We start from the raw sequence: 26285 nt of genomic DNA on the forward strand, positions 1-26285 counted from the left end.
GGGACACGCCGTTTTAGCCTGTGGAGGCGTGGTGCAATCAGGCCGCCCGATGAAGCAGGAACCCGGTACTGCGCGAGCAGCTATCACCCAGTAATGGGAATCCCCCTCCTGTGACGCGAAGCGCTAAGGTGGGGGAGGATGTCAAAGAACATGACCAAGACGACAAACACCAGGATCCCCAGGGCAATGTAGTCAAGTACCATCGATTTCTCCCGTCTGAGTCGCTAACAATGCTTCGATTGTCGAGTCGAGGCTTCGGCAATAATGACAGCATATGCCGTCGGTGCAAGTCTGCAATCGGAGAGTTGGTGTGGCGGTACAGGCATGGTTCATCGGTTGCTCATTTAACACACAAAATTGATTTGGTTAGATAAAATCAAGCAGCAATGGATGCCCGGGCAAGGTGAGAGGTGAACCTGATGAACGAATGGTGCAGTGGCAAAGGATGGCGGCTTGGCCTGTTGCTGATCTGCCTGTTGTGGTCCCGCCTCGGCTGGACCGCCGAACCCAGAATGGAGCCCAATGAGCAGGAGTTGGCACAGACCCTGGTCCTGCTTCATGAACCCATCGTCATGCTGACGGCTAAATATGGCAACCTGGATGGGGCGGCCAGGGTACGGCTGGCCCATGAGCGAGTTCAGTGGATGGAGCCAAGCGACCTCATGACGCCTGTGGCCGTGACGAAAGGCAGTCGACACGGCCAGGAGAGCCGGGAGTTTCTGGTCAATGGCAAGCGCATTCTGGTGCTGCTGGAAGGGGACCTTGATGAATTCGACGAGCTGACCCTGGATCAGGCGGCCGAACGTGTCCTGCATCGGCTCGACGGCGTGCGCATCAAGTATCTCGAGCTGCACTCGACCCCCTATTTGCTCAGAGCCGTCGGCTTGGCGGTGGTGGTCAGCCTGATCTTCTTCGGCCTCATCTGGCTGTTGCAGCGGGGGCATCGGCGAGTCAGAAAGTGGCTGGCCAACCGCCTGTTGCTGCAGAAGGGGCTGGTCCCCCACTCCTGGCGCCAGGTCACCGGGAATGTCGAGGTCCGCTTGCTCGGCCTCATCACGCTGCTGCTCATCTTCATGCTCACCTATGGCTGGCTGACCTATGTGCTCGGCCTGTTCCCCCAGACCCGGGCCTGGAGCTATCAGCTTGGGGAATCCCTGTTTGCCCTGTGTGGCGACATGCTGGAGGGCATGATTGCCGCCATGCCCGGTCTGGTAACCGTGTTGCTTATCGTGGTCATCACCCGTTTCTTCATCAAGATGCTGGCCATCCTCTTCGACCGCATCGAGCGTGGCCAGTTTCGGGTGCAGGGTTTGCACGCCGAGACCATAGGCGCCACCCGGCGACTGCTGTCAGTGGTGATCTGGCTGTTTGCCCTGACCGTGGCCTACCCCTATCTGCCGGGTGCGGATTCCGATGCCTTCAAGGGGATCAGCGTCTTCTTCGGTCTGATGGTGACACTGGGATCGGCCGGTATCATGAACCATGCCATGAGCGGCCTGGTGCTCATTTACTCCCGCGCACTGCGGCCAGGGGATCTGGTGCAGATCGGCGAGGTGGAGGGGATGGTGAGCGAGCTCAATGCCCTCTCGACCAAGCTGGTGACGCGCCAGGATCACGAGGTCACGCTGCCCAATGCAGTGGTGGTGGGGGGCAAGGTGGTGAACCTGACACGGCTGGCGGGCGAGAAGGGGGTGGCCCTGTTGACCAAGGTGACCATCGGTTATGACACCCCCTGGCGTCAGGTACATGCCATGCTGGAGCTGGCCGCGCGGCGCTGCACCCGGCTCAATCAGGATGAAGCTCCCCTGGTGCGGCAGTTGCATCTGCAGGATTGGTATGTGGAGTACGAGTTGCAGGTGAGGATGAAGGCAAGCGAACTCCCTGCGGTGGTCAAGACGGAGCTTCATGGCCATATTCAGGATGTCTTCAACGAGTTCGGGGTGCAGATCATGTCCCCCAACTTCATTGCCCAGCCGGAACAGGCTGTGCTGGTGGCCAGGGAGCAGTGGTATCAGGCGCCGGCCCGGGCGCCCGATTCCGCCGAGCCCCCCGCCAGAGAGTGACCACAAAAAACAGAGGCCCGGCAGCAATGCCGGGCCTCTTGTCATGAAGAGAAGCTGATGCCTCAGCTCTCCTTGGCCTCTCTCAGTTGGGAGGGCCTGAATTTTACCAGGAAGGCGAGGGTGATGAGGGCGGTGCTCACCAGACCGATGATGGTGGAAACATTCATCTCGAGGCCGAAACCGATGGGGGCGTTGGCCAGGTAGGTGATGACCACTGCGGTCATGAAGATGGCGGGAATGGTGCATACCCAGTGCAGCTTGCCTTCCTTGATGAGGTAGGCGGCCGCAGCCCACAGCATGATGACGGCGGTGGTCTGGTTGGCCCAGCCGAAGTAGCGCCAGATCACCCCGAACTCTGCCTTGGAGATGATGAAGCCAAGGATGAACATGGGGATGGCGATGAGCAGACGCTTGGCCATGGGCTTCTGGGTCAGGTTCAGGAAGTCCGCCACGATGAGGCGGGCGCTGCGAAACGCGGTGTCACCGGAGGTGATGGGCAGGATCACCACGCCGAGGATCGCCAGGATGCCGCCCACGGTACCGAGCAGGCTGGTGGAGACTTCGTGCACCACGGCAGAGGGGCCGCCGCTGGCCAGGGTGGCGTTGAGTGCCTCGGTGCTGTCGTAGAAGGAGAGACCCAGGGTGCACCAGATGAGGGCGATGATGCCTTCCCCAATCATGGCCCCGTAGAAGATGAAGCGGCCGGAGCTCTCGTTCTGCATGCAGCGCGCCATCAGCGGGGACTGGGTGGCGTGGAAACCGGAGACCGCACCACAGGCGATGGTGATGAACAGCAGCGGCCAGAGCGGCAGATCCGTCGGGTGCAGGTTGGAGAAGTCCATCCCGGTGTTGTAGAAGCCCTTGCCGGAGACGATGAGGCCGATGATGAGGCCGACCGACATGAAGACCAGCAGCGCACCGAAGATGGGGTAGAAGCGGCCGATGATCTTGTCGATGGGGACGATGGTCGCGAGGATGTAGTAGGCGAAGATGGCCGCAATCCAGTAGACCAGATCGGTGGAGGTGAGGTTGGCGAGCAGGCCCGCCGGGCTCAGGACGAAGACCACGCCCACCAGCATCAGGAGCACCACGGCAAAGAGGTTCATGAAGTGCTTGGCGGCGGTGCCCAGGTGCTCACCGACCACGGTCGGCACCGAGGCGCCCCTGGCGCGTACCGACAGCATGCCGGAGAAATAGTCGTGGACCGCACCGGCGAAGATGCAGCCAAAGACGATCCAGAGCATGGCGACCGGACCATAGAGGGCACCCAGGATGGGGCCGAAGATGGGGCCGACGCCGGCGATGTTGAGCAGTTGAACCAGGTAGACCTTCTTGTCCGACATGGGGACATAGTCCACCCCGTCCGCCATGGTGATGGCGGGGGTCTTCAACTCGGGTTTGGGCCCGAATATCCGTTCGATGAATTTGCCGTATATGAAGTAGCCGGCTATCAACAAGCCGACACAGAGGAAGAACCAGATCATTGCTACGCTCCTGCTTTGTTATTTTTTGGTGTGCGCAGCCAGTGTAGGTGGGGACTTCTGTTAACGGCAGGTGAAAGGGGGTGAGCGGCGACATGGCGACCCGAGTGGTTGCCCGCTGTGATCCGGCGCACATCGCACCCCGCTTTATTCCAGTCCCAGCTCGTCTTTTAGCTCCTTGAGGTAGCGGCGGCTGACCGGTACCCGGGCCCCGCTCGGGGTCACGATCTCCGCCAGTTGATTCTCCAGCAAACGGATTTCGAAGATGGCGGCCGGGGCCACCAGATACTGGCGGTGACAGCGCAGCAGCGGGGTCTTCTCCTCGAGGGACTTGAGGGTGAGCTGGGTGTGAAACAGCTCGCCCTGGCAGGCGACATGGACGCCGCCGAGATCGGAGAAGGCGTACTCCACCTGGGAGGTTGGGAGCAGCCGCACCCGGTTGTGCAGGTATCCGGGGATATGGTGGATGGTCGGGGCCAGGGTCCCGACCGGTTGCGGGGTGATGTCCTGCCTGAGCCGCGCCAGGGTCTTGGCGAGGCGCGCCGGCTCCACCGGCTTGAGCAGGTAATCGAAGGCGTTCTCCTCGAACGCCTGGATGGCGTACTCGTCAAAGGCGGTGACAAAGACGATGCGGGGCAGGGGATCGAGCATGGCCACCAGCTCCATGCCGCTGAGTTTGGGCATCTGGATATCGAGAAACACCACATCCGGCTTGAGTTGCTGGATGAGGCCGAGCGCCTCGATGGCGTTGCCCGCCATGCCCAGGATCTCGATGTCGGGATCGCTGGCCAGCAGCTCTGCCAGTTCTTCGCGGGCATAGGGCTCGTCATCGACGATCAGGGTGCGGATCATGTCATCTCCTTGGCGGTGGTGCGGGGTTGTCGTGGGAGTGTCAGGGAGACCCGGGTCCATTGCTCCGGCTCCCACTGGACGTCAATGCCATAGCGCTCGCCAAAGGCGCTCTTGAGGCGCTTGTCCACCAGGCTCATCCCCAGACCATCCCCCTGGCCGGATGGCTGCCAGGCCCCGGCGTTGTCTTCGACGCAAAGGGTGATCGCCTCGGGGGTTTCCCTCGCGAAGAGGCGAAGTCGCCCCTCTCCCAGCAGGGAGCAGATGCCGTGCTTGATGGCATTCTCGATGAGGGGCTGCAGGGTGAAGCTCGGCAGTTGCACCTCGGCAAGGTGGGGCGGGATCTCGTTGATGACGGTGAGCCGCTCGCCAAAGCGGGCCTGCTCTATCTCCAGGTAGGAGAGGCAGTGCTCCTGCTCCTCACGCAGCGTGGTCAGGCCGCTCTGGCGCTTGAGGTTGTTGCGAAAGAAGCGGGAGAGGTGCAGCAGCAGCTCCCGTGCCCGTCCCGGATCGCGGCGGGTAATGGCGCTGATGGTGTTGAGGGTGTTGAACAGGAAGTGGGGGTTTATCTGTGCCTGCACCAGCTTGAGCTCGGATTGCACCAGCAGGCGTTGCTGCTGCTCCAGGCGGCCTGCCAGCAGTTGCTGGGACAACAGGTTGGCGATCCCTTCTCCCAGGGTGTGATTGATCTTGAGGAAGAGCCGCTTCTTGGGCTCATAGAGTTTGATGGTGCCGATCACCCCCTCGTCACCCTGCAGGGGGATCACCAGCACGGAGCCGAGCTGGCACTGGGGGGAGATGCTGCAACGATAGGGCTGGCTGTTGCCATCGGCGAACAGCACCTTGTTCTGGGCGATGGCTTGCAGGGTGATCGCCGAGGTGATGGGGGTGCCCGGCTTGTGGTGATCTTCTCCGGTGCCGATGAAGGCGAGGATCTTGTCGGTGTCCGTGATGGCGACGGCGCCGACGCCGGTCTCTTCCTGAACGATATGTGCTATCTTGCCGCTGGCCTCCGGAGTGAACCCCTGGCTCATGATGCCGACGGTACGGTTGGCGATGGTGAGCGCCTTGGCGGAGAAGACCCGGGAGAACTTTTCGTACATCCGCTGCTGGTCGCGGATCATGCTGATGAAGAGCGCCGCCCCGCAGGAGTTGGCGAGGATCATGGGGGTGGCGATGGTGCGCACCAGCAGCAGGGACTTGTCGAAGGGGGTGGCGACCAGCAGGATGATCACCATCTGCATGATCTCGGCCACGAAGGTGGTAAAGAAGGCGACCCTGGGTGCAAAGAGGTCATTGACCCTGCCTGCCCGCATCAGCCGCCAGTGCACCAGCCCCCCCAACAGCCCCTCGCAGGTGGTGGAGATGGCGCAGGCGAGATCGGTGAACCCCCCCAGAGTATAGCGGTGCAGGCCGCCGGTCAGCCCCACCAGGAATCCCACCAGGGGGCCGCCCAGCAGTCCCCCCAGTACGGCACCGACCGCCCGGGTGTTGGCGATGGCGTCATCGATGTCGAGGCCCACATAGGTTCCCAGGATGCAAAAGCAGGAGAAGATGACATAGATGAGCACCTTGTGGGGCAGCCTGACGGAGTAGTTGGCCAGGGGACGCAACAGGGGGCTTTTGGAAAAAAGGTAGGCGATGACCAGGCTGACGCTCATCTGCTGGAGCAGAGAGAGGACTAGTTGCATAAAAAAGCTTCCTCAAACACCACGCCGGAGCCGGGCGTTGTCATGACGCAGGGTGAGCCTGAGCCCGTCTTGATGCGGGCTGCGGGCTGAACGCTGCGGCAGTTTGCCAGAATGGAAAAATAAAACCATATAAAATCAGCACGTTAAATTGATATTTGTGTAATCGATGCCCGCTTGATATTGCTGATGCGAGCATGAAGGTATCCACCGGATACGCCACACGGAGGTGGCATGCTCCGCCCGGCCATCGGCTGGGCGTTTTTTATCCAGCTCCAATGGTGGACGATTTCGAGGGGACCTGAGCAATTATTCAGGTTTGTCCAATGAGTTATCCCCAGCTTCTGGGGATAACTCAGAAGGCGAAATAGTAACAGACCCGCCGACCCAGACCGAAAAAGGCGCGTTGCGCGTCGTCCAGCTCTTCCTGTCTGAGGGTGGCGACGATGCTTCGCGCATCTTCCCGCAGATCGATCATGGCCACCCCTTCCGGCCGCTGCCCCTTGAGGTAGGGCAGCACCTTGGGTCTGAGGGGCATGCTGGGCTCGGTGGAGAGCACCAGGGCCAGGGCATCGTCATCCAGGCGCACCAGGGAACCCGGCGGATAGACCCCCAGCACCTTTATCAGCAACCTGACCTGGGTTTGCTCGAACTTCTTCTGGGAGAGCTTGTAGAGCTGGCCGATCACCTGGCTGGGCCCCGGCGGGTTGAGGCCGCTGCGCGGATGAAGCCGCTCGTCATAGTGATCCACCAGCCCGATGAGTCGGGCGAGGGGGGGGATCTTGTCGCCCTTCAGCCCGAGGGGAAAGCCGCTGCCATCGAGGCGTTCGTGATGCAGGTAGGCGACCTCGCGGATCCTGGGTTCGAAAGCCTGCAACTGGTTGAGCATCTCCAGTCCGTACTGGGGGTGCATGTTGAGGAAATTCTGCTCCGCCTTGCTGAGCTCCCCCCGCTTCTGGATGATCTGGCTCGGGATCTTGAGCTCGCCGATGTCGTGGAGCAGGCCCGCCAGACCGGTCTCCTCGATCTCGACGGGATTCATGCCAAGCTCCCGTGCCATCAGCATGGCGATGAAGGCCACGCTCAGGCTGTGTTGCAGCAGGATATCCGTGTTCTGGCTGCGGATAAGGTGCAGACCGAGCGGCCCCTGGTGTTCTGCCAGACGGGCGGCGGTGCTGCGCACTATCTGTACGGTATTGGCCAAGCCTTCGTCCGGTTTGAGGTTGAGGGCGCCAAGGGCGTCGCGAAGATCTGACAGGGATTGACCGAACGCCTTGTCCGCGATGCGAAGGGAGCGCCTGAACGCCTTTTCGTCGAAGGTGGGGCCCTCAGAAGAGGAGGTGGTATCCCCCGTGTCGCTCATCTCAAGAGAGGGGACGGGTTCGGCCCGCAGCAGGGGCTCGACCGGCAGATCGCTCTTGTCGGGATCCACCATCAGCAGGGTCAGGTCGAGGTGGCGGATGATGTCGAGCTGTTGCTGGTCCTTGATTTTGAAGGCGTTGAACATGAAAGGGTGGCTCGTCCATCCCGTGGGAAGATGGATGTAGTGGCCGACTCTCAACTGCTCGATGGAGGCCTGTATCAGCGCCATGGACTAGCTCTTCTGTCGAATTTGCCTATCAACAAGCTAGCAAAATTAAACAGATAGACAAACAAAAAAGCCCGCGCATGTGCGCAATGCTGTTCAGATAAGCACTTTTTTGACTGATTATTCATAAATTGGATTTGAGTTGAGGGGGCAAGGCTGTGTCCAGTCGATCTTCCTCCAGCCTTTATCCAGCGGGGCTTGCAATAGAAAGAGGGAGGCATCATGCCTCCCTCGCTTTTTTGTCCTGATACTACGTGGACTGGAACTCAAATTCTCTTAAGTGAACAGCATTGCGCGCATGTGCGCGGGCTCTTGTCATCCGTGGCGTTTATCAGGCCTTGGATTTTTTCTTGTTGTCCACCTTGGTGTCGACCTTGGCTGCAACCGGGGCGGCAGCAGGGGCTTCCTCGATGAAGGGACGGCCGTAGTAGGTGTCCATCAGGATGGCTTTCAGCTCGGTGATCAGCGGGTAGCGCGGGTTGGCGCCGGTGCACTGGTCATCGAAGGCTTCCAGCGCCAGCTGGTCTACCTTGGCCAGGAAGTCCGCTTCGTTCACGCCGGCTTCGCGGATGGAGGCCGGGATCCCCAGGGTGGCCTTCAGCTCGTCCAGCCAGGTCAGCAGCTTCTCGATCTTGGCGGCGGTACGGTCACCGGCAGCGGTCAGGCCCAGGTGGTCAGCCACTTCGGCGTAGCGACGGCGAGCCTGCGGACGGTCGTACTGGGAGAACGCGGTCTGCTTGGTCGGGTTGTCGTTCGCGTTGTAGCGGATGACGTTGCTGATCAGCAGGGCGTTGGCCAGACCGTGGGGGATGTGGAACTCCGCACCCAGTTTGTGGGCCATGGAGTGGCACACACCCAGGAAGGCGTTGGCAAACGCGATACCAGCGATGGTGGCGGCGTTGTGCACCTTCTCGCGGGCAACCGGGTCGTTGGCGCCGTTGATGTAGCTGGAGGGCAGGTACTCTTTGAGCAGTTTCAGGGCTTGCAGCGCCTGACCGTCGGAGTATTCGTTGGCCAGCACGGAGACATAGGCTTCCATGGCGTGGGTCACTGCGTCGATACCACCGAAGGCACACAGGGATTTGGGCATGCCCATCACCAGGTTGGCATCCACGATGGCCATGTTCGGGGTCAGCTCGTAGTCGGCCAGCGGGTACTTCATGCCGGTGGCGTCGTCGGTCACGACCGCAAACGGGGTCACTTCAGAACCGGTACCGGACGTGGTGGTGATACAGACCAGTTCGGCCTTCACGCCCATTTTCGGGAACTTGTAGATACGCTTGCGGATGTCCATGAAGCGCATGGCCAGGTCTTCGAACGCGGTATCCGGGTGCTCGTACATGACCCACATGATCTTGGCGGCATCCATGGGTGAACCACCACCCAGGGCGACGATCACGTCCGGCTTGAAGGAGTTGGCCATCTCGGCGCCCTTGCGGACCACGGACAGGGTGGGGTCGGCTTCCACTTCGTAGAAGATCTCCACTTCCATGTTCAGCTTCTTGAGCAGGCGAACCACTTCATCGGCATAGCCGTTGTTGAACAGGAATCGGTCGGTCACCACCATGGCGCGCTTCTTGCCTTCCAGGTCGCCCAGGGCGATCGGCAGGGAACCACGACGGAAGTAGATGGATTTCGGAAGTTTGTGCCACAGCATATTTTCTGCCCGTTTTGCGACTGTCTTCTTGTTGATCAAGTGCTTGGGACCGACGTTCTCGGAGATGGAGTTACCACTCCAGGAGCCGCAACCCAGGGTCAGGGACGGGGCCAGCGCGAAGTTGTACAGGTCACCGATACCACCCTGGGTGGAGGGGGTGTTGATGAGGATACGGGCGGTCTTCATCTTGTCGCCGAAGTACTTGATGCGGTCGGCATTGCGATCCTGGTCGGTATAGAGACCGGAGGTGTGGCCGATACCACCGATGTTGACCATGTCGCAGGCCATTTCGACGGCTTCTTCGAAGTTCTTGGCACGGAACATACCCAGCGTTGGAGAGAGTTTCTCGTGAGCGAACTCGTCTTCCGCGCAGAGTTCCAGACCTTCACCGATGAGGATCTTGGTGGTGGCAGGCACGGTCACACCGGCCATGGCGGCGATCTTGGTGGCAGGCTGGCCCACGATGTCGGCGTTCAGGGCGCCGTTGATCAGCAGCACTTTACGCACCTTGTCCGCTTCGTCCTTGGAGAGGATGTAGCCGGCGTGGGTCGCGAAACGCTCCTTGACCTGGTTGTAGATGGAGTCGACCACGATGACAGCCTGCTCGGAGGCACAGACCACGCCGTTGTCGAAGGTCTTGGACATCAGGATGGAGGCGACGGCACGCTTCACGTCGGCGGTTTCGTCGATGACGATGGGCACGTTGCCCGCACCCACGCCGATGGCGGGTTTGCCGGAGGAGTAGGCGGCCTTCACCATGCCCGGGCCACCGGTGGCCAGGATCAGATTGATGTCGTCGTGACGCATCAGGGCGTTGGAGAGTTCGACGGAGGGTTGATCAATCCAGCCGATGATGTCTTTCGGCGCACCGGCAGCCACGGCAGCATCCAGTACCAGCTTGGCAGCGGTATTGGTGGAGTTCTTGGCGCGGGGGTGCGGGGAGAAGATGATGGCATTGCGGGTCTTCAGGGAGATGAGGGCCTTGAAGATCGCGGTGGAAGTCGGGTTGGTGGTCGGTACGATACCGCAGATGATGCCTACCGGCTCGGCGATGGTGATGGTGCCCATCTCGTCATCTTCACTGAGGATGCCGCAGGTCTTCTCATCTTTGTAGGCGTTGTAGATGTATTCGGAGGCGAAGTGGTTCTTGATAACCTTGTCTTCGATGATACCCATGCCGGATTCAGCCACGGCCATCTGGGCCAGGGGGATACGGGCGTTGCTGGCGGCCAGAGCGGCGGCGCGGAAGACCTTGTCTACCTGCTCTTGCGAGAAGCTGGCGAATTGACGCTGTGCTTCTTTGACGCGGGCAACCAGTGCATCCAGTTCAGCCAAATTGGTTACTGCCATGTTTATCTCCTGATGATTTGAAAACTGTTTAGTAAGACCTTGGCAATGCCCGGCAATTATAGCCACCTTGTCAAGGCGAGAATCACCATAACGGGGTATTTACATGCCTTAGTAAACTGTTTTCTGACTCGATTATAGGGTCGGGATGTGTCAGAAAAGATTGATCTGGATCATATGTAACAAAAGAACAAAAGAAATTTTGTTTCACCCCTTATCGCACCACTATGTTACGGGAGTGTGTCATCCTTTCTTGGCATCACGAGCTGCTGTCACGCGCCCTTGAAATATCTGCTCAGGGAAGGGGATCCGATGAATTCTCGCCTTGACCGGGATGGGGGAAGGTGGCATTGCCATGATGGCGGCAGAACGCCTAGCCCCCTGACGTTTCATTTATGTTGAGAAAGGGGTTGTTGTTTTCATCCAGTCGCCCTGGCGAAACAGCACATCTGGCGGTGGCAGGGAGCTTGTCACCTCTGCACAGCCGGCCCCACTGGCACCGCACCAGGGTGAGAAAGGCCAAAATCGGGGTCACAGGAGCGGGTGGGGGCGGCAAGCAGGTGTGGTGAGAAGCAAGGGTGCCATTTGCCGAAAATATCGTTTCTTGGCTGAGGGTTGATATAACGCGCTGTCATGGCACCCGGCGATGTTAATGGTGGCCACTCTCCCTTAACAACCCGATATGTTGAATTTTGTCGATACATTAGCGGAACTAACTAAAAAGCCCCGGTAAGGGTGAGATTATTTGATTGGAGAAGGGAAAAGCCATGGTGTAAATTTACGCGTAGTTTGGGGGTTGGCCCCTTGTGGCTCGTATTGGTTCTGGATGGCGCCTATGGCAGCAATAGACTTCTCTTTATACCTGAAATTTTTCGTCGGCCTGTTTGCGATCATCAACCCGCTGGGTCTGTTGCCGGTCTTTGTGAGCCTGACGGGCCACATGTCGCCGGAGGAGCGACGCAAGACCAACACCACCGCCCACATTGCCGTGATGATCATCTTGATGGTCTCCATGTGCATGGGACAGCTCATCCTCGACAGTTTCGGCATCTCCCTGGCGTCGTTTCGCATTGCTGGTGGCTCGCTGATCACCCTGATCGCCTGGTCGATGCTGCAGGGCAAGCTGGGGGAGGTGAAGCACAACAAGCAGGAGAAGGGTGAACTGGCTGCGCGTGAATCCATTGCCGTGGTGCCCCTGGCTCTGCCGCTGATGGCCGGACCCGGTGCCATCTCCTCTTCCATCGTCTATGCCAGCCAGAAGACCCTGCCCCAGATGGCCGGCATGTTCGTGGTGGTGGTGGCGTTTGCCTGCTGCTCCTGGCTCATCTTCCGCGCCGCTCCCCTGCTGTTCAAGCTGATGGGCAACACCGGCATCAACGTGGTGACCCGTATCATGGGTCTCATCATGATGTCCCTTGGCATCGAGATCATCGTGGCGGGCATCAAGGGAGTCTTCCCCGGTCTGGTGTGAGCCAGGTCCGTTTTTGTCGGAGCCGGTCCTTGTGACCGGCTTTTTATTGTTTCTTTTTTGTTGGTCATTTCCTAGAATCGAGCGGCCTTGTACGAAAAATGACCGCTGCGGGATATTTAAATGCTGAATAAATGGTTTTAAGTTGTTTTTTTGACCATGAAAGCGGCCTGTTCCTGATGATATCTATTGCATTATCAGAATTGTCAGGGAATTATGCGGGCAGCGAGGTGTTTGTCTCGTGGATAACAAATGCATGGAATGTTCTTGTTGGAGTATGGAAATGACTCATAGAAAAACAATTATTAATACCCTTTTATTGACTGCACTTTTCGGTGGCGCCACCCTGGCTCACGCCGCCGATGTCCCCGCCGGTACCAAGCTTGCTCCCGAGCAAACCCTGGTGAAAGGCAATGGTTCCGAACCCGCCACCCTGGATCCCCAGAAAGTGGAAGGTACCCCCGAATCCAACGTATTGCGTGACCTGTTCGAAGGTCTCGTCTCCTCCGGCCCCAAGGGTGAGACCCTGCCCGGCGTCGCCGAGTCCTGGGAAACCAAGGACAACAAACATTACGTGTTCCACCTGCGCAAGGATGCCAAGTGGTCCAACGGGGATCCCGTCACCGCTCATGACTTCGTCTTTGCCTTCCAGCGCGCGGTGGATCCCAAGACGGCCTCTCCCTACTCCTGGTACATGGAGATCCCGACCATCATCAATGCCTCCGACATCATCGCGGGCAAGAAGCCGGCCGACACTCTGGGTGTGAAGGCGGTGGACGATCATACCTTCGAGGTGCAGCTGGAGAAGGCGGTGCCTTACTTCGTCAGCATGCTCTCCCACACCACCACCTATCCGGTCCCGAAGAAGGTGATCGAGAAGTTCGGTGACAAGTGGACCCAGCCCGGCAACATGGTATCCAACGGCGCCTACGTGCTGAAGGACTGGGTGGTCAACGAGCGCGTCGACGTCGAGCGCAACCCCAACTACTGGAACAACGGCAAGACCGTCATCAACAAGGTGACCTACCTGCCCATCCAGTCCACCAACGCCGAGCTGAACCGCTATCTGGCTGGCGAAGTGGATCTGACCTACAACATGCCCATCGAACGCTTCAAGCAGATGAAGAAAGAGCTGCCGGACGAAGTAAAGGTCAGCGGCTATGTGGGCACCTACTACTACCAGTACAACTTCAAGCACAAGCCGTTTGACGACGTGCGGGTGCGTACCGCCCTATCCTATGCCATCGATCGCAACGTGATCGCCGACAAGGTGATGGGCAAGGGCGAAACCCCGGGCTACACGCTCGTGCCTGACTTTGTAGATGGCTTCAAGCCGGTGGCGCCGGCCTGGTCCAAGCTGACCCAGGCAGAGCGCGATGCCAAGGCGAAAGAGCTGCTGACCGAAGCCGGTTACGGCCCGGGCAAGCCGCTCAAGTTCGAGCTGCTCTACAACACCGACGACAACCACAAAAAGGTGGCCGTGGCCGTCGCCTCCATGTGGAAGAAGCTCGGCGTGCAGGTGAGCCTGGTGAACCAGGAGTGGAAGACCTACCTGGAGACCAAGAAGCAGGGTAACTTCGACGTGGGCCGCGCCGGCTGGATTGCGGACTACAACGAAGCCTCCTCCATGCTGGATCTGATGCAGACCACTCACGGCAACAACGACGGCAAATACTCCAACCCGACGTTCGACAAGCTGATGAGCGAGTCCCGCAACCAGGTGGATGCCGAGGCGCGCAACAAGCTCTATGTCCAGGCCGAAGAGATCCTGGCCAAGGACATGCCGATCGCCCCCATCTATCAGTACGTGACCTCCCGCATGGTCAAGCCCTACGTGGGCGGCTACCCGGCCAACCCGCTGGACAACATCTACAGCAAAGACATGTACATCGTTGCTCACTGAGTAAAGAAACAAGTCGCATAACAAGCAGGGCCCGCCAGACGGCGGGCCTTTATTACAACCGCGACCCTTTGGAAGCAGTACAGGACAGGAAATGTCTATGTTGAAATTCATCCTTAAACGTCTACTGGAAGCGATCCCGACTCTGCTGGTCTTGATCACCGTCTCCTTCTTCATGATGCGCTTCGCCCCGGGTAACCCCTTTACCAGCGAACGCGCCCTGCCGCCGGAAGTCCTGGCCAACATCGAAGCCAAATATGGCCTGGACAAGCCCATCGGCATGCAATACCTCACTTACCTCGGCAACCTGGTCCAGGGGGATCTGGGGCCCTCCTTCAAATACAAGGACTTCACCGTCAATGATCTGGTGAGCCAGGCCCTGCCTGTCTCCGCCAAGATAGGCTCGGTCGCCTTCCTGCTGGCAGTGACCCTGGGGGTCACCTTCGGGACCATTGCGGCCCTGAAACAGAACACCCTCATCGACTACCTGTTGATGTCGTCGGCCATGGCCGGGGTGGTGATCCCCGGCTTCGTGCTGGCACCGCTGCTGGTGCTCTTCTTCAGTATCTATCTGGGCTGGTTCCCGGCGGGGGGCTGGCAGGGGGGCGGCGCCCAGTTCATGGTACTGCCGGTGTTCGGCATGATGATGTACTACATCTCGGCCATCTCCCGCATCATGCGCGGCAGCATGATCGAGACCATGAACTCCAACTTCATCCGTACCGCCCGCGCCAAGGGGCTGCCCCTGCGTCACATCATCCTCAAGCACGCGCTGCGCCCGGCTATGCTGCCGGTGGTCTCCTACCTGGGACCGGCCTTCGTGGGCATCATCACCGGCTCCGTGGTCATCGAGACCATCTTCGGCCTGCCGGGGATCGGCCAGTTGTTCGTCAACGGTGCCCTCAACCGTGATTACTCCATGGTGCTCGGTCTGACCATTCTGGTCGGCGGCCTCACCATCACCTTTAACGCCGTGGTCGATATTCTCTATGCCGTCATCGATCCCAAGATCCGTTACTAAGCCGGGAGTACATCATGGTAGTCACAACTGAAAAGCGCGAAGCCGTCGAGGCGTTCGCCCAGAAAGTGGAAGTGGTGGAAGGACGCTCCCTGTGGAAGGATGCCCGTCGCCGTTTCCTGCGCAACAAGGCGGCCCTGACCAGCCTCATCATCCTGACCATCATCGGTCTGGCGGTGATCGTGGGGCCCCACCTGTCCCAGTACACGTTCGATGACCCGGACTGGGGGGCCATGCAGAGTGCCCCGGACATGGAGACCGGCCACTGGTTCGGCACCGACAGCCTGGGGCGCGACCTGTTCGTGCGTACCCTGCTCGGCGGACGCATCTCCCTGATGGTCGGCATCATGGGGGCCCTGGTGGCCGTCATCATCGGCACCCTCTACGGCGCCGCGTCAGGCTTTATCGGCGGTCGCGTCGACAGCCTGATGATGCGCGTGCTTGAGATCCTCAACGCCTTCCCCTTCATGTTCTTCGTGATCATGCTGGTGACCTTCTTCGGTCGCAATCTGGCCCTCATCTTCCTCGCCATCGGCGCGGTGAGCTGGCTCGACATGGCGCGGATCGTGCGCGGCCAGACCCTGAGTCTCAAGAGCAAGGAGTTCATCGAGGCGGCCCACGTCTGCGGCGTCTCCAAGTGGAAGATCATCACCCGTCATATCGTGCCCAACGTGCTCGGCATAGTGGCGGTTTACGCCACCCTGCTGGTGCCGGGGATGATCATGTTCGAATCCTTCCTGAGCTTCTTGGGTCTGGGCGTGCAAGAGCCCATGACCAGCTGGGGCGCCCTGCTGGATGAAGGCTCCAAGTCGATGGAAGTGGCCATCTGGCAACTCCTGTTCCCCGCCGGTTTCATGGTGGTGACCCTGTTCTGCTTCAACTTCCTCGGGGATGGCCTGCGTGATGCCCTGGATCCCAAGGATCGCTGATACCCAGGGACCGGCAAGACGCCAAGGGGCCATCAGACCCGTTCAGGGAACGCACCGCGTTCACCACGGGCAGGCCCCCATCACGACAGCGCGATAAGGAGTACTGAGATGAAATTACTGGATGTGAAAGATCTGCGGGTCGAGTTCAAGACCCCGGACGGCAATGTGGTGGCCGTCAACGACCTCAACTTTTCTCTTTCTGCCGGCGAAACCCTGGGGATCGTCGGGGAGTCAGGCTCAGGCAAGTCCCAGACTGCCTTTGCCATCATGGGGCTGCTGGCCAAGAACGGTGTCATCACCGGCTCGGCCAAATTTCAGGGGGACGAGATCCTCAATCTGCCGGAGCACAAGCTCAACAAGATCCGCTCCGAGAAGATCGCCATGATCTTCCAGGACCCCATGACGTCGCTGAACCCCTACATGAAGGTCAAGGATCAGCTGATGGAAGTGCTGATGCTGCACAAGGGGATGACCAAGGCTGCCGCCTTCGAGGAGTCGGTGCGCATGCTGGACGCGGTGAAGATCCCCGAGTCGCGCAAGCGGATGAACATGTACCCCCACGAGTTCTCCGGCGGCATGCGCCAGCGGGTGATGATCGCCATGGCGCTCCTGTGCCGGCCGCAGCTACTCATCGCCGACGAGCCGACCACGGCGCTGGACGTGACGGTACAGGCCCAGATCATGACCCTGATGAACGAGCTCAAGCGCGAGTTCAACACCGCCATCATCATGATCACCCATGATCTTGGCGTCGTGGCCGGCATCTGCGACAAGGTGCTGGTGATGTACGCAGGCCGGACCATGGAGTACGGCCGGGTCAACGATATCTTCTATCGCCCGAGCCACCCCTATACCGAAGGCTTGCTGCGCGCCATTCCCCGCCTCGACACCGAGGGGGAAGAGCTACCCACCATTCCGGGCAATCCGCCCAACCTGCTGCGTTTGCCCACCGGCTGCCCCTTCCAGGAGCGTTGCCACCGGGTGAGCGAGATTTGTGGCCAGCAATCGCCGATCCTGACACCGTTCAACGACGGTCGGGAGCGGGCGTGCCACTGGGTATCGGATGCCATGATCAAGGGAGTGAACTAAATGGGTACTGACAAGAAACTGCTGCTGGAAGTGTCCGACCTCAAGGTTCACTTCCATATCAAGAGTGACAAGGCCTGGCCCTGGGCCAAGCCCTCCGCCCTGAAGGCGGTGGACGGGGTGACCCTGCGCCTCTACGAAGGGGAGACCCTGGGCGTAGTGGGGGAGTCCGGTTGCGGCAAATCCACCTTCGCCCGTGCCCTCATCGGCCTGGTACCGGCCACCGACGGCAAGGTGGTGTGGCTTGGGCAGGACTTGACCAAGCTCGAGCAGAACGCCCTGCGGGAGAAGCGCAAGGAGATCCAGATGATCTTCCAGGATCCGCTGGCCTCCCTGAACCCCCGCATGACCATAGGGGACATCATCGCCGAGCCCCTCATCACCTTCTACCCGACCCTGCCAAGGGAAGAGGTGAAGGAGAAGGTGCGCGCCATGATGACCAAGGTGGGTCTGTTGCCGAACCTGGTGAACCGTTACCCCCATGAGTTCTCCGGCGGCCAGTGCCAGCGCATCGGCATTGCCCGGGCGCTCATCCTCGAGCCCAAGATGATCATCTGTGACGAGCCGGTCTCGGCGCTGGATGTCTCCATCCAGGCTCAGGTGGTGAACCTGCTCAAATCCCTGCAAAAGGAGATGGGTCTCTCCCTCATCTTCATCGCCCACGACCTCTCAGTGGTCAAACACATCTCCGATCGGGTGCTGGTGATGTACCTGGGCAACGCGGTGGAGCTGGGGACCGGCAAGGAGATCTTCGCCAATCCCCTGCACCCCTATACCAAGGCGCTGATGTCGGCGGTCCCCATCCCGGATCCGGATCTGGAGCGCAGCAAGGTCATCCAGATCCTGGAAGGGGATTTGCCATCCCCCATGAATCCGCCCTCCGGTTGCGTGTTCCGTACCCGCTGCCCGGTGGCAGGCCCGGAGTGCGCCAAGACCCGGCCCCAGCTCGAGGGCAACTTCGACCACGCGGTCTCCTGCCTCAAGGTGGACCCGCTCTGAGAACCTGTTAACGATCTTGCTGCGAGGCCGTGATCAAGGCCTCATGCGCTGCTCGGAATCCTCATGTATTCATATACATTCCGGTTCCTGCGCTGCTCTTTACCTTGTTGACGACCTCTCGCGACAGCTCGTAAACAGGTTCTAAGGAGAACCGTATCGAGAAGGGCGCGTGCTGGCGCTCTTTTTATTGCATGGGGGATAAGATGCCTCTTGGCGCCATCTTCCCGGACTGTTACTATCCGCCGCACAAGGGGAGTAACTTCTCGCCGGTTTGTCGTCATTACGGTGCACCCATATCCTGCAGTGCACCCGGCAGCCGGGCAGTCGATGTCAATCGGCTGTAAGTGAGACCTTGCCGAGAGGCAAGGTGTATCTGCTCCAAACGCGAACCCACTGCCTCCCGGCCGTGGGTTTTGTCGTTTTGGGAGAAGTGAAAATGGGTGAATGGTGGATGTGGACCGGTTTCTTCAGCATAGTGCTGGTCCTGTTGTGGATTGATATCCGCTTTGTCGGTGGCGGCAAGGCGCACAAGGTGTCCCTGAAAGAGGCGGGCATCTGGTCTCTCATCTGGGTCAGCGTGGCGCTCCTGTTCAACCTGGCCATCTGGCTCTGGCTGGATCACAGTGCCGGGCGCGAAATCGCGAACCAGAAGGGGCTGGAGTTTCTCACCGGCTACCTCATCGAAAAGGCACTGGCGGTGGACAACGTCTTCGTCTGGCTGATGCTGTTCGGCTACTTCGCCATCCCGGCGGAGCTGCAGCGCCGGGTCCTGCTCTACGGGGTGCTGGGGGCCATCGTGATGCGCGCCGGCATGGTGTTCGCGGGCAGCTGGCTCATCGAGCAGTTCCACTGGATCCTCTACCTGTTCGGGGCCTTCCTGCTGCTGACCGGTGCCAAGATGCTGTGGGCGGCCGACAAGGAGCCGGATCTCGAGAACAATGCCCTGCTCGGCTGGATGCGTCGTCGCTTCAAGGTGACCGAGACGCTGGAGGGGGAGAAGTTCTTCGTCTGGCGTGACGGTGTGCGCTACGCGACCCCGCTGCTGCTCATCCTGGTGCTGGTGGAGGTGAGCGACCTCATCTTCGCGGTGGACAGTATCCCGGCCATCTTCGCGGTGACCACGGATCCCTTCATCGTGCTCACCTCCAACATCTTCGCCATCATGGGGCTGCGCGCCATGTACTTCCTGCTGGCCGGGGTGGCCGATCGCTTCGCCCTGCTCAAATACGGCCTGGCGCTGATCCTGATGTTCATCGGGGTCAAGATGTTGCTGCTCGATATCTTCAAGATACCGACCGGCATCGCCCTTGGCGTGGTGGCGCTGATCCTGCTGGCCTCCATGGGGCTGAGTCTGCTGATGACCCGCAAAAAGGCGGCGTGAACGGTGCAATAAAAAGGGCTCCCTCGGGAGCCCTTTTTCATGTCAGCAATTTGCTTAGCGCTTGATCTTCTTGGGGTTGGTGTAGCCCCAGACGGTGTACATGTCCGCCAAGAGGGCACCGTTGTACTCCTCCAGATCGGATTGTTTCACTTCAGCATCACCCTGGCGTCCGAACAGGACCACCTCGTCACCGGGTTTGATCCCCTTGATGTCGGTGACGTCCACCATGGTGGTGTTCATGGAGGTCTTGCCCACGACGGGAGCCTTCTGGCCATGGATCAGCACATAGGCCTTGTTGCTCATGGCGCGGCGGTAGCCGTCGGAGTAGCCCATCGGCAGGTTGGCCAGCAGGGAGTCGCGCTTGAGGGTGAAGGTGCGGTCATAGCCGACGGTGTTGCCCGCCGGGTAGTGGTTGACGGAGGCGACCTGGGTCTTGAACGCCATCACCTTCTTGTACTCGGTGTAGGAGGGAATGGTGTCGCCATAGATGATGCCGCCCGGGCGCACCATGTCAAAGTAGGCTTCCGGCACTTCCAGGGTAGCGAAGGAGTTGGCGGCGTGGATGGTGAGCTTGCTGCGATCCAGCTTGCCGGCGTCGATGAGCCACTGGTAGTCCAGCTTGAACTGGGCCAGCCCCAGCTTGACGTCCTCTTTCTCCTCCACCGGGAAGTGGGTCATGATGCCGACCGGGGTGATCCCCTTGAGCTTGAGCATGGCCAGGGCATCGGCCTTGGCATCGTCCTGGCGCAGATCGATGCCGTTGCGGCTCATGCCGGCGGAGTTCAGGCCGATGTGCACCGGGATGTTGGTGTGATGACGCTGGGCGATGTCGGCGATCCCCTTGGCGCTCTCCAGGCTGCCGATGAGCTCTTCCAGCTTGTAGGGCAGGGCCTGCTCCACTTCATCCGGGGTGGCGGCACGCACCCGCATCAGGCGACCTTCGAAGCCCTTCTCGCGGGCAACACGTGCTTCTTCGTTGCTGGCGATGCCGATGCAGGGGATGCCTGCCTTGACCACGGAAGGGACCAGCAGGTCGATGCCGTGACCGTAGGCGTCCGCCTTCATGATGGCGCAGATCTGCGGGCCCTTGTCACCGAGGCGATTCTTCAGGGTCTGGATGTTGTGCTCGAAGGCGCCGAGATCCACTTCCAGCCAGGCGTTGGCGGCGGTCTGTTCCTGACCGTTGCGGTGGTCGTCGGCGAGCGGCAGATAGGGGGCGGCGACCGCCTGGCCGGCCAGCAGGCCAAAGATCAGGGTCGCGAGCAGTGTTTTCTTGTGCATGGGGCAAGTCCTTTCTTATTGTCTTGAGTTGAGGCTGGGCTCATCGCTGAGGCGAGCTGCGGCAGGGCTGGTCATAGCATGTTGCTATGCTAATGATATATTTCACTTTTTATCCAGATGCCGACTCTGGGAGTGTATCTCAACGGCGTCAATCGTGGCACGTGTTGCAGGAAGAAAATATGAAGCTGACGTTGCGGATTCCACCGTTGCTGCTGTTCGTCGTCATCGTGCTCGCCATGTGGCTGGGGCGGGGCGAGGGGAGGGCGGCGCCCCTGTGGCTGGTGCTGGTCGCCACGCTGTGGCTGGCGGGAGCCCTGCTGGGGGGCGGTGCGCTTCTGCATTTCTGGCAGCAGCGCACCACTGTGCACCCCCAGCGGCTGGAGAGCAGCCGGGTACTGGTGACCCGGGGCGTCTATCGCATCAGCCGCAATCCCATGTACCTGGGGCTGCTCTGCTGGACCCTGGCGCTGGCGTGCTATCTGGGAGGCATGGCAGTGTGGCTCGGGCCGCTGCTGCTCTGGGGCTGGCTTACCCGCTTCCAGATCCTGGCGGAGGAGCAGGCGCTGCGGCGACAATTCGGCGATGCCTATGACGACTATTGCCGACAGGTCAGGCGCTGGTGCTGAGGCGCGGCGTGCCCCATCAGGCATATGACAACGGCCCGCAGAAGCGGGCCGTTGTCATGGGTGTCAGGGGGGATCACGCCTTGGCGGTGTCCACCTCGCCGAGGGGGGCGGTCTCACCCAGGCTGTCTTCGCTCTTGGCCACCACGCTCGCGGCGATGGCGTTGCCCAGCACGTTGGTGGCGGAGCGCCCCATGTCGAGGAAGTGGTCGATACCGAGCAGCAGCAAGATGCCCGCTTCCGGGATGTGGAACTGGTTGAGGGTGGCGGCAATCACCACCAGGGAGGCGCGGGGCACCCCGGCCATTCCCTTGGAAGTAACCATCAGCAGCAGCAGCATGGTGATCTGCTGGGCCGTGGAGAGCTCGATGCCATAGGCCTGGGCGATGAACATCACCGCGAAGGTGCAGTACATCATGGAGCCGTCCAGGTTGAAGGAGTAGCCCATGGGGAGCACGAAGCTGGCGATGCGCTTGTCACAGCCAAATTTCTCCAGCCTGTCCAGGGTCTTGGGGTAGGCGGCCTCGGAGCTGGCGGTGGAGAAGGCCAGCAGGATGGGTTCGCGAATGAGGGCGAGCAGAGTCAGGATGCGGCGGCGGATGAAGAGGCTGCCCATGGCGATGAGCAGCAGCCAGAGGCAGCCGAGCGCCAGATAGAACTGGGCCATGAAGGTGCCATAGGTTGCTAGGATGCCGAGCCCCTCCTTGGCGACCATGGCGGCGATGGCGCCAAACACCGCGAACGGGGCGAAGTTCATCACGTAGCCGGTCACCTTGAGCATGATCTCGGCGCCGCTGGCCATCAGCTTGACCACGGGCTTGGCGTCGTCCCCCAGGGCGGCGGCGGCCAGCCCGAAGAAGAGGGAGAAGACCACGATCTGCAGGATCTCGTTGGTGGCCATCGCCTCGACCACGCTTTTCGGGATGGCGTGGGTCACGAAATCCTTGAGGGAGATGGCGGTGGCAACCACGCCTGAGCTGGTGCCGTCATCGGGCAGGGAGAGGGAGAGCCCCACCCCAGGTTGCATCAGGTGGACCATGACCAGCCCCAGGGTCAGGGACATCAGGGAGGCGAGCATGAACCAGCCCAGGGTCTTGACGCCGATGCGGCCCACGGTGCGGGTGTCGCCCATCTTAGCGATACCGACCACGAGCGTGGTGAACACCAGGGGGGCGATGATCATCTTGATGAGGCGCAGGAAGATGTCGGTCAGCAGGGTGATGTCATCGGCAAAGCCTGCGGCCTGTGCGGGCGCGAGCAGGCGATAACCCTGCCCGGTCACGATGCCAAGCAACATCGCAATGAGGATGGCAACGGTCAACTTGTTCATTTTCATGGGGGAGTTCCGGTTTCGATAGGTGCAATGCCTGTGCAGGCGGCGAGGGGCCGCCTCAGTCCTTTTTTGTGATCCGGGCGGTGGAATCCAGACAGCCGGTGTGCTGGAGCATGCCTAATCGCGAAGGGGAAATCCAGTGACTTGTTTCGGAGTTTTGCGCTGTTGTTAGCTGCATTTGATATGCATCTTGTGATTTATTTGTATTAATCGCTGTTTATTTTAATTTTTGCGAGATAAACGGCTTCCATGCTCTGTGCGTCCCGGGGGCTGGCCTCCAGGGTGAAGACGAGTAGGGCCGAGGTGCGATGTTCCACCTGCATGTCGTCCATGAAGGTGTCTGGCTCGTACTCGTCGAACCCGAATTGGGGGCGGGTCGGGGTGACCCTGACGGCATCCCGCGACAGGGTCAGCGTCTCGACCCGAATCCAGGGGTATCCCTTTGCCAGTGCCACCTCACCGGCCCGCTTGAGCACGTATTTGCGCGCCGTTTCCCTGTCCACCAGATCGTTGCCCACAAACTCCAGTTGCCAGCGGGCCGGGCCAAGCTGGGTCTGTGAAAAACCGGTCTGGCCATTCCAGAACGATTTTTCACTGTCATAGGCGGTGGCGCAGCCCGCGAGCTGGCCGACCAGCAGGGCGCTGAGGGCAAGGGTGCAGAAAGTACGAAGGGAAGGCAACATGATGCGGGCCGCTTGGCAAAGGGGGTTTTACTACAGCACAAAGGGGTTGGAGAGACAATCGCGGCGGAAGACCATAAAAGAAAAGGCCTTGTCGTCTGACAAGGCCTTTCTCGGGGAATTTGGTCGGTGTGAGAGGATTCGAACCTCCGACCCTCTACACCCCATGCAGATGCGCTACCTGGCTGCGCTACACACCGACGGAGTCAGCTCGGCTGACGGGGAGGGAGTTTATGGAGATGCCCCGACCCTGTCAACAGGGGAAATTCAGGTTCGAGATCGTTTGCCTGCTTTGCGAGCAACTTCGGATCAAAGTGCGACCAGTGGTGCATTTTGTCGGCACCTCACCGCTGTCTTGCAGGAAAAACGGCCACCCGGAGGTGGCCGTTTGGCGTGATGTTCTCAAGCCGAGATCAGCGGTTGAAGGTCAAGCGCTTGCCCAATACCTTGTCGGTGACCTGACCGTTCTGCCAGGCTATTTGCCCGTTGACCTGGGTCATCTCAAGCAGGGCGCGCTGGAAGCGGTCATCATCCAGATCAGCGGTTGAAGGTGAGTCGCTTGCCCAATACCTTGTCGGTGACTTGGCCGTTCTGCCAGGCTATTTGCCCGTTCACCAGGGTCATCTCGATGGTGCTCTGGAAGCGGTAGCCGTTGAACGGGGACCAGCCGCACAGGTAGAGCAGGTTGCTGTCGGTGACCACGTAGGGCTTGCCGAGATCCAGCAGCACCAGGTCGGCGAAGTAGCCTTCCCGAATGTAGCCGCGATCCTGCACCTGGAAGCGCTCGGCCACCGCATGGGAGGTCTTCTTGACGATGGTTTCCAGGCTGAAGACCCCGTTGTGGTAGAGCTCCAGCAGCGCCTGCAGGGAGTGCTGCACCAGGGGCACGCCGGACGGCGCCTTGAAGTAGCTGTTCTGCTTCTCTTCCCAGGTGTGGGGAGCGTGGTCGGTGGCGATGATGTCGAGCACGTCGTTGCGTACCGCATCCAGCAGGGCGTGCTGGTCGGCAGCGCTCTTCACCGCCGGGTTGCACTTGATCTGGCTGCCCAGGGTGTCGTAGTCCGCCTCGTTGAAGAAGAGGTGGTGGACGCACACTTCGGCGGTGATGTTCTTGTCCTTGAGATCCTTCAGATCCGGGGTGGCGGTAAAGAGCGAGAGCTCTTTCGCCGTGGTCAGGTGCAGCACGTGCAGCTTGGCGCCGTACTGCTTGGCCAGGGAGACCGCCATGCTGGAGGACTTGTAGCAGGCATCGGCGCTGCGGATGCGGCCGTGCTCGCGCATCGGCACATCCTCGCCCCACTTGGCGCGAGCTTCGTCTTCCAGCACCTTGATGGACGGGGTGTCCTCGCAGTGGGTGACGATCATCACCGGGCTTTCGCGGAAGATGGCTGCCAGGGTCTCCTGGTTGTCCACCAGCATGTTGCCGGTGGAGGCCCCCATGAAGATCTTGATGCCGCAGGACTGCTTGGGATCGAGTTTCTTGATCTCTTCCAGGTTGTCGTTGGTGGCACCCAGGTAGAAGCTGTAGTTGGCGGCGGCGGAGTTGGCGGCGATCTGGTATTTGGCTTCGAGGGCGTCGATGGTGGTGGTCTGGGGATTGACGTTGGGCATTTCCATGAAGCTGGTGGTGCCACCGGCCACGGCGGCCCGGGATTCACTGGCGATGGTTCCCTTGTGGGTCAGGCCGGGCTCCCGGAAGTGGACCTGATCATCGATCATCCCGGGGATGAGATGACGGCCCGTTGCATCGATCACCACGGCATCGGGGGCACTGATGTCCGGGGCGACGCGGGCGATCCGCTCACCCTCGATCAGGACGTCGGAGGCATAGATGCGGCCTTCGTTGACCAGGGTGGCATTCTTGATAAGCAATTTGTTCATGGGGGGTTCCAGTTCCTTTGCCGATAATCCGGGGTCATAATATCGCAAACTGCACTTTCTCTGTAGCAAGGCCTGAGTAATGAAGTTATTTGTTAGAGATTTGACTGTGATCGATTCCAGCTATTTATGCGAGCGCCGCGGCATGGTGGGCGAGAGCTGGCTGGTGGACATCGAGATGAGTGGCAAGCTCAACGAGATGAGCATGTTGCTGGACTTCGGTCGGGTGAAGAAACTCATCAAGTCGATCATCGATGAAGAGGTGGATCACAAGCTGCTGGTGCCGACGGAATGTCCCCTGGTCCATGTCCACGCGCTGGAGAACGACGAGAGCACCGTGGATCTGCTGCGTCCGGGTCGCGCCATCCACCTGCGCTGCCCGACCCAGGGCTTCGCCTTCATTCCCGCCCCCCAGGTGGATAAAGAGTCGGTGACCCGCTATCTGCTGGGGGTACTGGCCAAGCGTCTGCCCGGCAACATCAAGGATCTCTCCCTGACGTTGCGCTCGGAGCGCATCGAGGGCGCCTTCTACCACTACAGCCACGGCCTCAAGAAGCACGACGGCAACTGCCAGCGCATCGCCCACGGCCACCGCTCTCCCGTCGAGATCCTGGTGGATGGAGAGCGTGACGAGGAGCTGGAGTTCAACTGGGCCGAGCGCTGGGCCGACATCTACCTGGGCACCGAAGAGGACAGGGTGGCCCTTGGCGAACTCGCCCTGAGCGAGCGGGCCGAGGCGTCACTGAAAGAAGGGGACGCTCACTACATCGGCTTCAAGTATGTGGCGCCCCAGGGGCTGTTCCAGCTCGCCATGCCGGCGGCGGAGGTGGAGATGATCGACACCGACACCACCATCGAGCTGCTGGCCCACTACATCGCCCGCGAGGTGAAGAAGCAGGTAGGGGACAAGTTCGTCAAGATTGTCGCCTATGAAGGGGTCGGCAAGGGCGCCATCGCCTACGCCTGATCCCGCGCCGCATGCCAGTAAAAAACAAGGCCCCGCCAATGCGGGGCCTTGTCGTATCGGGTCGTGGCC

20 protein-coding genes and 1 tRNA gene are annotated in these 26285 nt (G+C 60.3%); 11 read left to right on the top strand and 10 right to left on the bottom strand.

Annotation, left to right across the window (positions count from 1 at the left end):
* Positions 1 to 419 precede the first annotated feature (419 nt).
* A complete protein-coding gene (locus J9889_RS11215; protein ID WP_053288523.1) occupies positions 420 to 2063 on the top strand; it encodes a mechanosensitive ion channel domain-containing protein in 1644 nt (547 codons plus the stop codon).
* A gap of 62 nt (positions 2064 to 2125) precedes the next feature.
* On the opposite strand, the gene J9889_RS11220 is transcribed toward J9889_RS11215, so the two are convergent.
* The 5 genes from J9889_RS11220 to adhE form a co-directional block, all read right to left on the bottom strand.
* Positions 2126 to 3547 carry a carbon starvation protein A gene (locus J9889_RS11220; protein WP_010674323.1) on the bottom strand — a complete coding sequence of 474 codons (1422 nt, stop codon included), beginning with the start codon at positions 3545 to 3547 and terminating at the stop codon, positions 2126 to 2128.
* A 144-nt stretch (positions 3548 to 3691) separates the two neighbouring features.
* A complete protein-coding gene (btsR, locus tag J9889_RS11225; RefSeq protein ID WP_041215425.1) occupies positions 3692 to 4396 on the bottom strand; it encodes a two-component system response regulator BtsR in 705 nt (234 codons plus the stop codon).
* On the bottom strand, positions 4393 to 6084 hold the full coding sequence (locus J9889_RS11230; protein ID WP_041212838.1) for a sensor histidine kinase: 1692 nt from the start codon (positions 6082 to 6084) through the stop codon (positions 4393 to 4395). The genes btsR and J9889_RS11230 overlap by 4 nt, the downstream gene beginning before the upstream one ends.
* Before the next feature lie 352 nt (positions 6085 to 6436).
* On the bottom strand, positions 6437 to 7672 hold the full coding sequence (locus J9889_RS11235) for an HD-GYP domain-containing protein (protein WP_109113273.1): 1236 nt from the start codon (positions 7670 to 7672) through the stop codon (positions 6437 to 6439).
* Positions 7673 to 8000: 328 nt separating this feature from the next.
* Positions 8001 to 10676 (bottom strand): bifunctional acetaldehyde-CoA/alcohol dehydrogenase, encoded by a 2676-nt coding sequence (gene adhE, locus J9889_RS11240; protein ID WP_128313284.1) that lies wholly within the window; start codon positions 10674 to 10676, stop codon positions 8001 to 8003.
* 832 nt (positions 10677 to 11508) lie between these two features.
* Here adhE and J9889_RS11245 point away from each other — a divergent pair.
* The 7 genes from J9889_RS11245 to J9889_RS11275 all read left to right on the top strand — a co-directional run bounded on the left by J9889_RS11245 (position 11509) and on the right by J9889_RS11275 (position 19454).
* Positions 11509 to 12144, top strand: coding sequence for a YchE family NAAT transporter (locus tag J9889_RS11245; RefSeq protein ID WP_010674328.1), 636 nt, complete (start codon positions 11509 to 11511; stop codon positions 12142 to 12144).
* Between the two features lie 280 nt (positions 12145 to 12424).
* Positions 12425 to 14044, top strand: a complete 1620-nt coding sequence (locus J9889_RS11250; RefSeq protein WP_041212840.1) for an ABC transporter substrate-binding protein — start codon at positions 12425 to 12427, stop codon at positions 14042 to 14044.
* A 97-nt stretch (positions 14045 to 14141) separates the two neighbouring features.
* Entirely contained in the window at positions 14142 to 15062 is a 921-nt protein-coding gene (gene oppB / locus J9889_RS11255) for an oligopeptide ABC transporter permease OppB (protein ID WP_128313283.1), read from the top strand.
* A 14-nt stretch (positions 15063 to 15076) separates the two neighbouring features.
* Positions 15077 to 15988 (top strand): oligopeptide ABC transporter permease OppC, encoded by a 912-nt coding sequence (gene oppC / locus J9889_RS11260; RefSeq protein WP_010674331.1) that lies wholly within the window; start codon positions 15077 to 15079, stop codon positions 15986 to 15988.
* A gap of 108 nt (positions 15989 to 16096) precedes the next feature.
* Positions 16097 to 17077 carry an ABC transporter ATP-binding protein gene (locus J9889_RS11265; RefSeq protein ID WP_039038983.1) on the top strand — a complete coding sequence of 327 codons (981 nt, stop codon included), beginning with the start codon at positions 16097 to 16099 and terminating at the stop codon, positions 17075 to 17077.
* Positions 17078 to 18073: a murein tripeptide/oligopeptide ABC transporter ATP binding protein OppF gene (oppF, locus tag J9889_RS11270; RefSeq protein ID WP_010674333.1), complete on the top strand. Its 996-nt coding sequence runs from the start codon at positions 17078 to 17080 to the stop codon at positions 18071 to 18073.
* A gap of 436 nt (positions 18074 to 18509) precedes the next feature.
* On the top strand, positions 18510 to 19454 hold the full coding sequence (locus J9889_RS11275) for a TerC family protein (RefSeq protein ID WP_029314355.1): 945 nt from the start codon (positions 18510 to 18512) through the stop codon (positions 19452 to 19454).
* A 54-nt stretch (positions 19455 to 19508) separates the two neighbouring features.
* Here the strand turns inward: J9889_RS11275 and alr are convergent, their stop codons facing one another.
* Positions 19509 to 20735, bottom strand: a complete 1227-nt coding sequence (gene alr / locus J9889_RS11280) for an alanine racemase (RefSeq protein WP_039038980.1) — start codon at positions 20733 to 20735, stop codon at positions 19509 to 19511.
* A 179-nt stretch (positions 20736 to 20914) separates the two neighbouring features.
* On the opposite strand from alr, the gene J9889_RS11285 reads away from it, so the two are divergent.
* Complete coding sequence (locus J9889_RS11285; RefSeq protein ID WP_010674336.1) at positions 20915 to 21361, top strand: isoprenylcysteine carboxylmethyltransferase family protein; 447 nt, start codon at positions 20915 to 20917, stop codon at positions 21359 to 21361.
* Positions 21362 to 21434: 73 nt separating this feature from the next.
* Here the strand turns inward: J9889_RS11285 and J9889_RS11290 are convergent, their stop codons facing one another.
* The 3 genes from J9889_RS11290 to J9889_RS11300 all read right to left on the bottom strand — a co-directional run bounded on the left by J9889_RS11290 (position 21435) and on the right by J9889_RS11300 (position 23571).
* A complete protein-coding gene (locus J9889_RS11290; protein WP_045525467.1) occupies positions 21435 to 22694 on the bottom strand; it encodes a dicarboxylate/amino acid:cation symporter in 1260 nt (419 codons plus the stop codon).
* Between the two features lie 203 nt (positions 22695 to 22897).
* A complete protein-coding gene (locus J9889_RS11295; protein WP_041212844.1) occupies positions 22898 to 23374 on the bottom strand; it encodes a hypothetical protein in 477 nt (158 codons plus the stop codon).
* Positions 23375 to 23494: 120 nt separating this feature from the next.
* Positions 23495 to 23571: transfer RNA gene (locus tag J9889_RS11300), tRNA-Pro, on the bottom strand.
* 33 nt (positions 23572 to 23604) lie between these two features.
* Here J9889_RS11300 and J9889_RS11305 point away from each other — a divergent pair.
* Positions 23605 to 23919 (top strand): hypothetical protein, encoded by a 315-nt coding sequence (locus J9889_RS11305; RefSeq protein WP_139700317.1) that lies wholly within the window; start codon positions 23605 to 23607, stop codon positions 23917 to 23919.
* Here J9889_RS11305 and J9889_RS11310 read toward each other — a convergent pair.
* A complete protein-coding gene (locus J9889_RS11310; RefSeq protein ID WP_039038976.1) occupies positions 23909 to 25252 on the bottom strand; it encodes a dihydroorotase in 1344 nt (447 codons plus the stop codon). The genes J9889_RS11305 and J9889_RS11310 overlap by 11 nt on opposite strands.
* A gap of 79 nt (positions 25253 to 25331) precedes the next feature.
* On the opposite strand from J9889_RS11310, the gene J9889_RS11315 reads away from it, so the two are divergent.
* The gene (locus J9889_RS11315; protein ID WP_210556714.1) at positions 25332 to 26216 is read left to right on the top strand and encodes a 6-carboxytetrahydropterin synthase; all 885 of its coding nucleotides are present in this window, start codon (positions 25332 to 25334) and stop codon (positions 26214 to 26216) included.
* The last annotated feature ends 69 nt before the right edge of the window (positions 26217 to 26285 follow it).

The sequence above is a fragment of the Aeromonas sp. PrichA-15 genome, from assembly GCF_017939245.1.
GTDB lineage: Bacteria > Pseudomonadota > Gammaproteobacteria > Enterobacterales > Aeromonadaceae > Aeromonas > Aeromonas caviae.

Coding starts and splice junctions, on each gene's coding strand:
- J9889_RS11275 (WP_029314355.1), top strand. CDS start 18,510: ATGGGTGAATGGTGGATGTGGACCGGTTTCTTCAGCATAGTGCTGGTC.
- J9889_RS11215 (WP_053288523.1), top strand. CDS start 420: ATGAACGAATGGTGCAGTGGCAAAGGATGGCGGCTTGGCCTGTTGCTG.
- J9889_RS11295 (WP_041212844.1), bottom strand. CDS start 23,374: ATGTTGCCTTCCCTTCGTACTTTCTGCACCCTTGCCCTCAGCGCCCTG.
- J9889_RS11265 (WP_039038983.1), top strand. CDS start 16,097: ATGAAATTACTGGATGTGAAAGATCTGCGGGTCGAGTTCAAGACCCCG.
- J9889_RS11285 (WP_010674336.1), top strand. CDS start 20,915: ATGAAGCTGACGTTGCGGATTCCACCGTTGCTGCTGTTCGTCGTCATC.
- J9889_RS11250 (WP_041212840.1), top strand. CDS start 12,425: ATGACTCATAGAAAAACAATTATTAATACCCTTTTATTGACTGCACTT.
- J9889_RS11230 (WP_041212838.1), bottom strand. CDS start 6,084: ATGCAACTAGTCCTCTCTCTGCTCCAGCAGATGAGCGTCAGCCTGGTC.
- oppB (WP_128313283.1), top strand. CDS start 14,142: ATGTTGAAATTCATCCTTAAACGTCTACTGGAAGCGATCCCGACTCTG.
- J9889_RS11315 (WP_210556714.1), top strand. CDS start 25,332: ATGAAGTTATTTGTTAGAGATTTGACTGTGATCGATTCCAGCTATTTA.
- adhE (WP_128313284.1), bottom strand. CDS start 10,676: ATGGCAGTAACCAATTTGGCTGAACTGGATGCACTGGTTGCCCGCGTC.
- J9889_RS11235 (WP_109113273.1), bottom strand. CDS start 7,672: ATGGCGCTGATACAGGCCTCCATCGAGCAGTTGAGAGTCGGCCACTAC.
- oppF (WP_010674333.1), top strand. CDS start 17,078: ATGGGTACTGACAAGAAACTGCTGCTGGAAGTGTCCGACCTCAAGGTT.
- oppC (WP_010674331.1), top strand. CDS start 15,077: ATGGTAGTCACAACTGAAAAGCGCGAAGCCGTCGAGGCGTTCGCCCAG.
- alr (WP_039038980.1), bottom strand. CDS start 20,735: ATGCACAAGAAAACACTGCTCGCGACCCTGATCTTTGGCCTGCTGGCC.
- J9889_RS11290 (WP_045525467.1), bottom strand. CDS start 22,694: ATGAAAATGAACAAGTTGACCGTTGCCATCCTCATTGCGATGTTGCTT.
- J9889_RS11310 (WP_039038976.1), bottom strand. CDS start 25,252: ATGAACAAATTGCTTATCAAGAATGCCACCCTGGTCAACGAAGGCCGC.
- J9889_RS11305 (WP_139700317.1), top strand. CDS start 23,605: ATGGAGATGCCCCGACCCTGTCAACAGGGGAAATTCAGGTTCGAGATC.
- J9889_RS11245 (WP_010674328.1), top strand. CDS start 11,509: ATGGCAGCAATAGACTTCTCTTTATACCTGAAATTTTTCGTCGGCCTG.
- btsR (WP_041215425.1), bottom strand. CDS start 4,396: ATGATCCGCACCCTGATCGTCGATGACGAGCCCTATGCCCGCGAAGAA.
- J9889_RS11220 (WP_010674323.1), bottom strand. CDS start 3,547: ATGATCTGGTTCTTCCTCTGTGTCGGCTTGTTGATAGCCGGCTACTTC.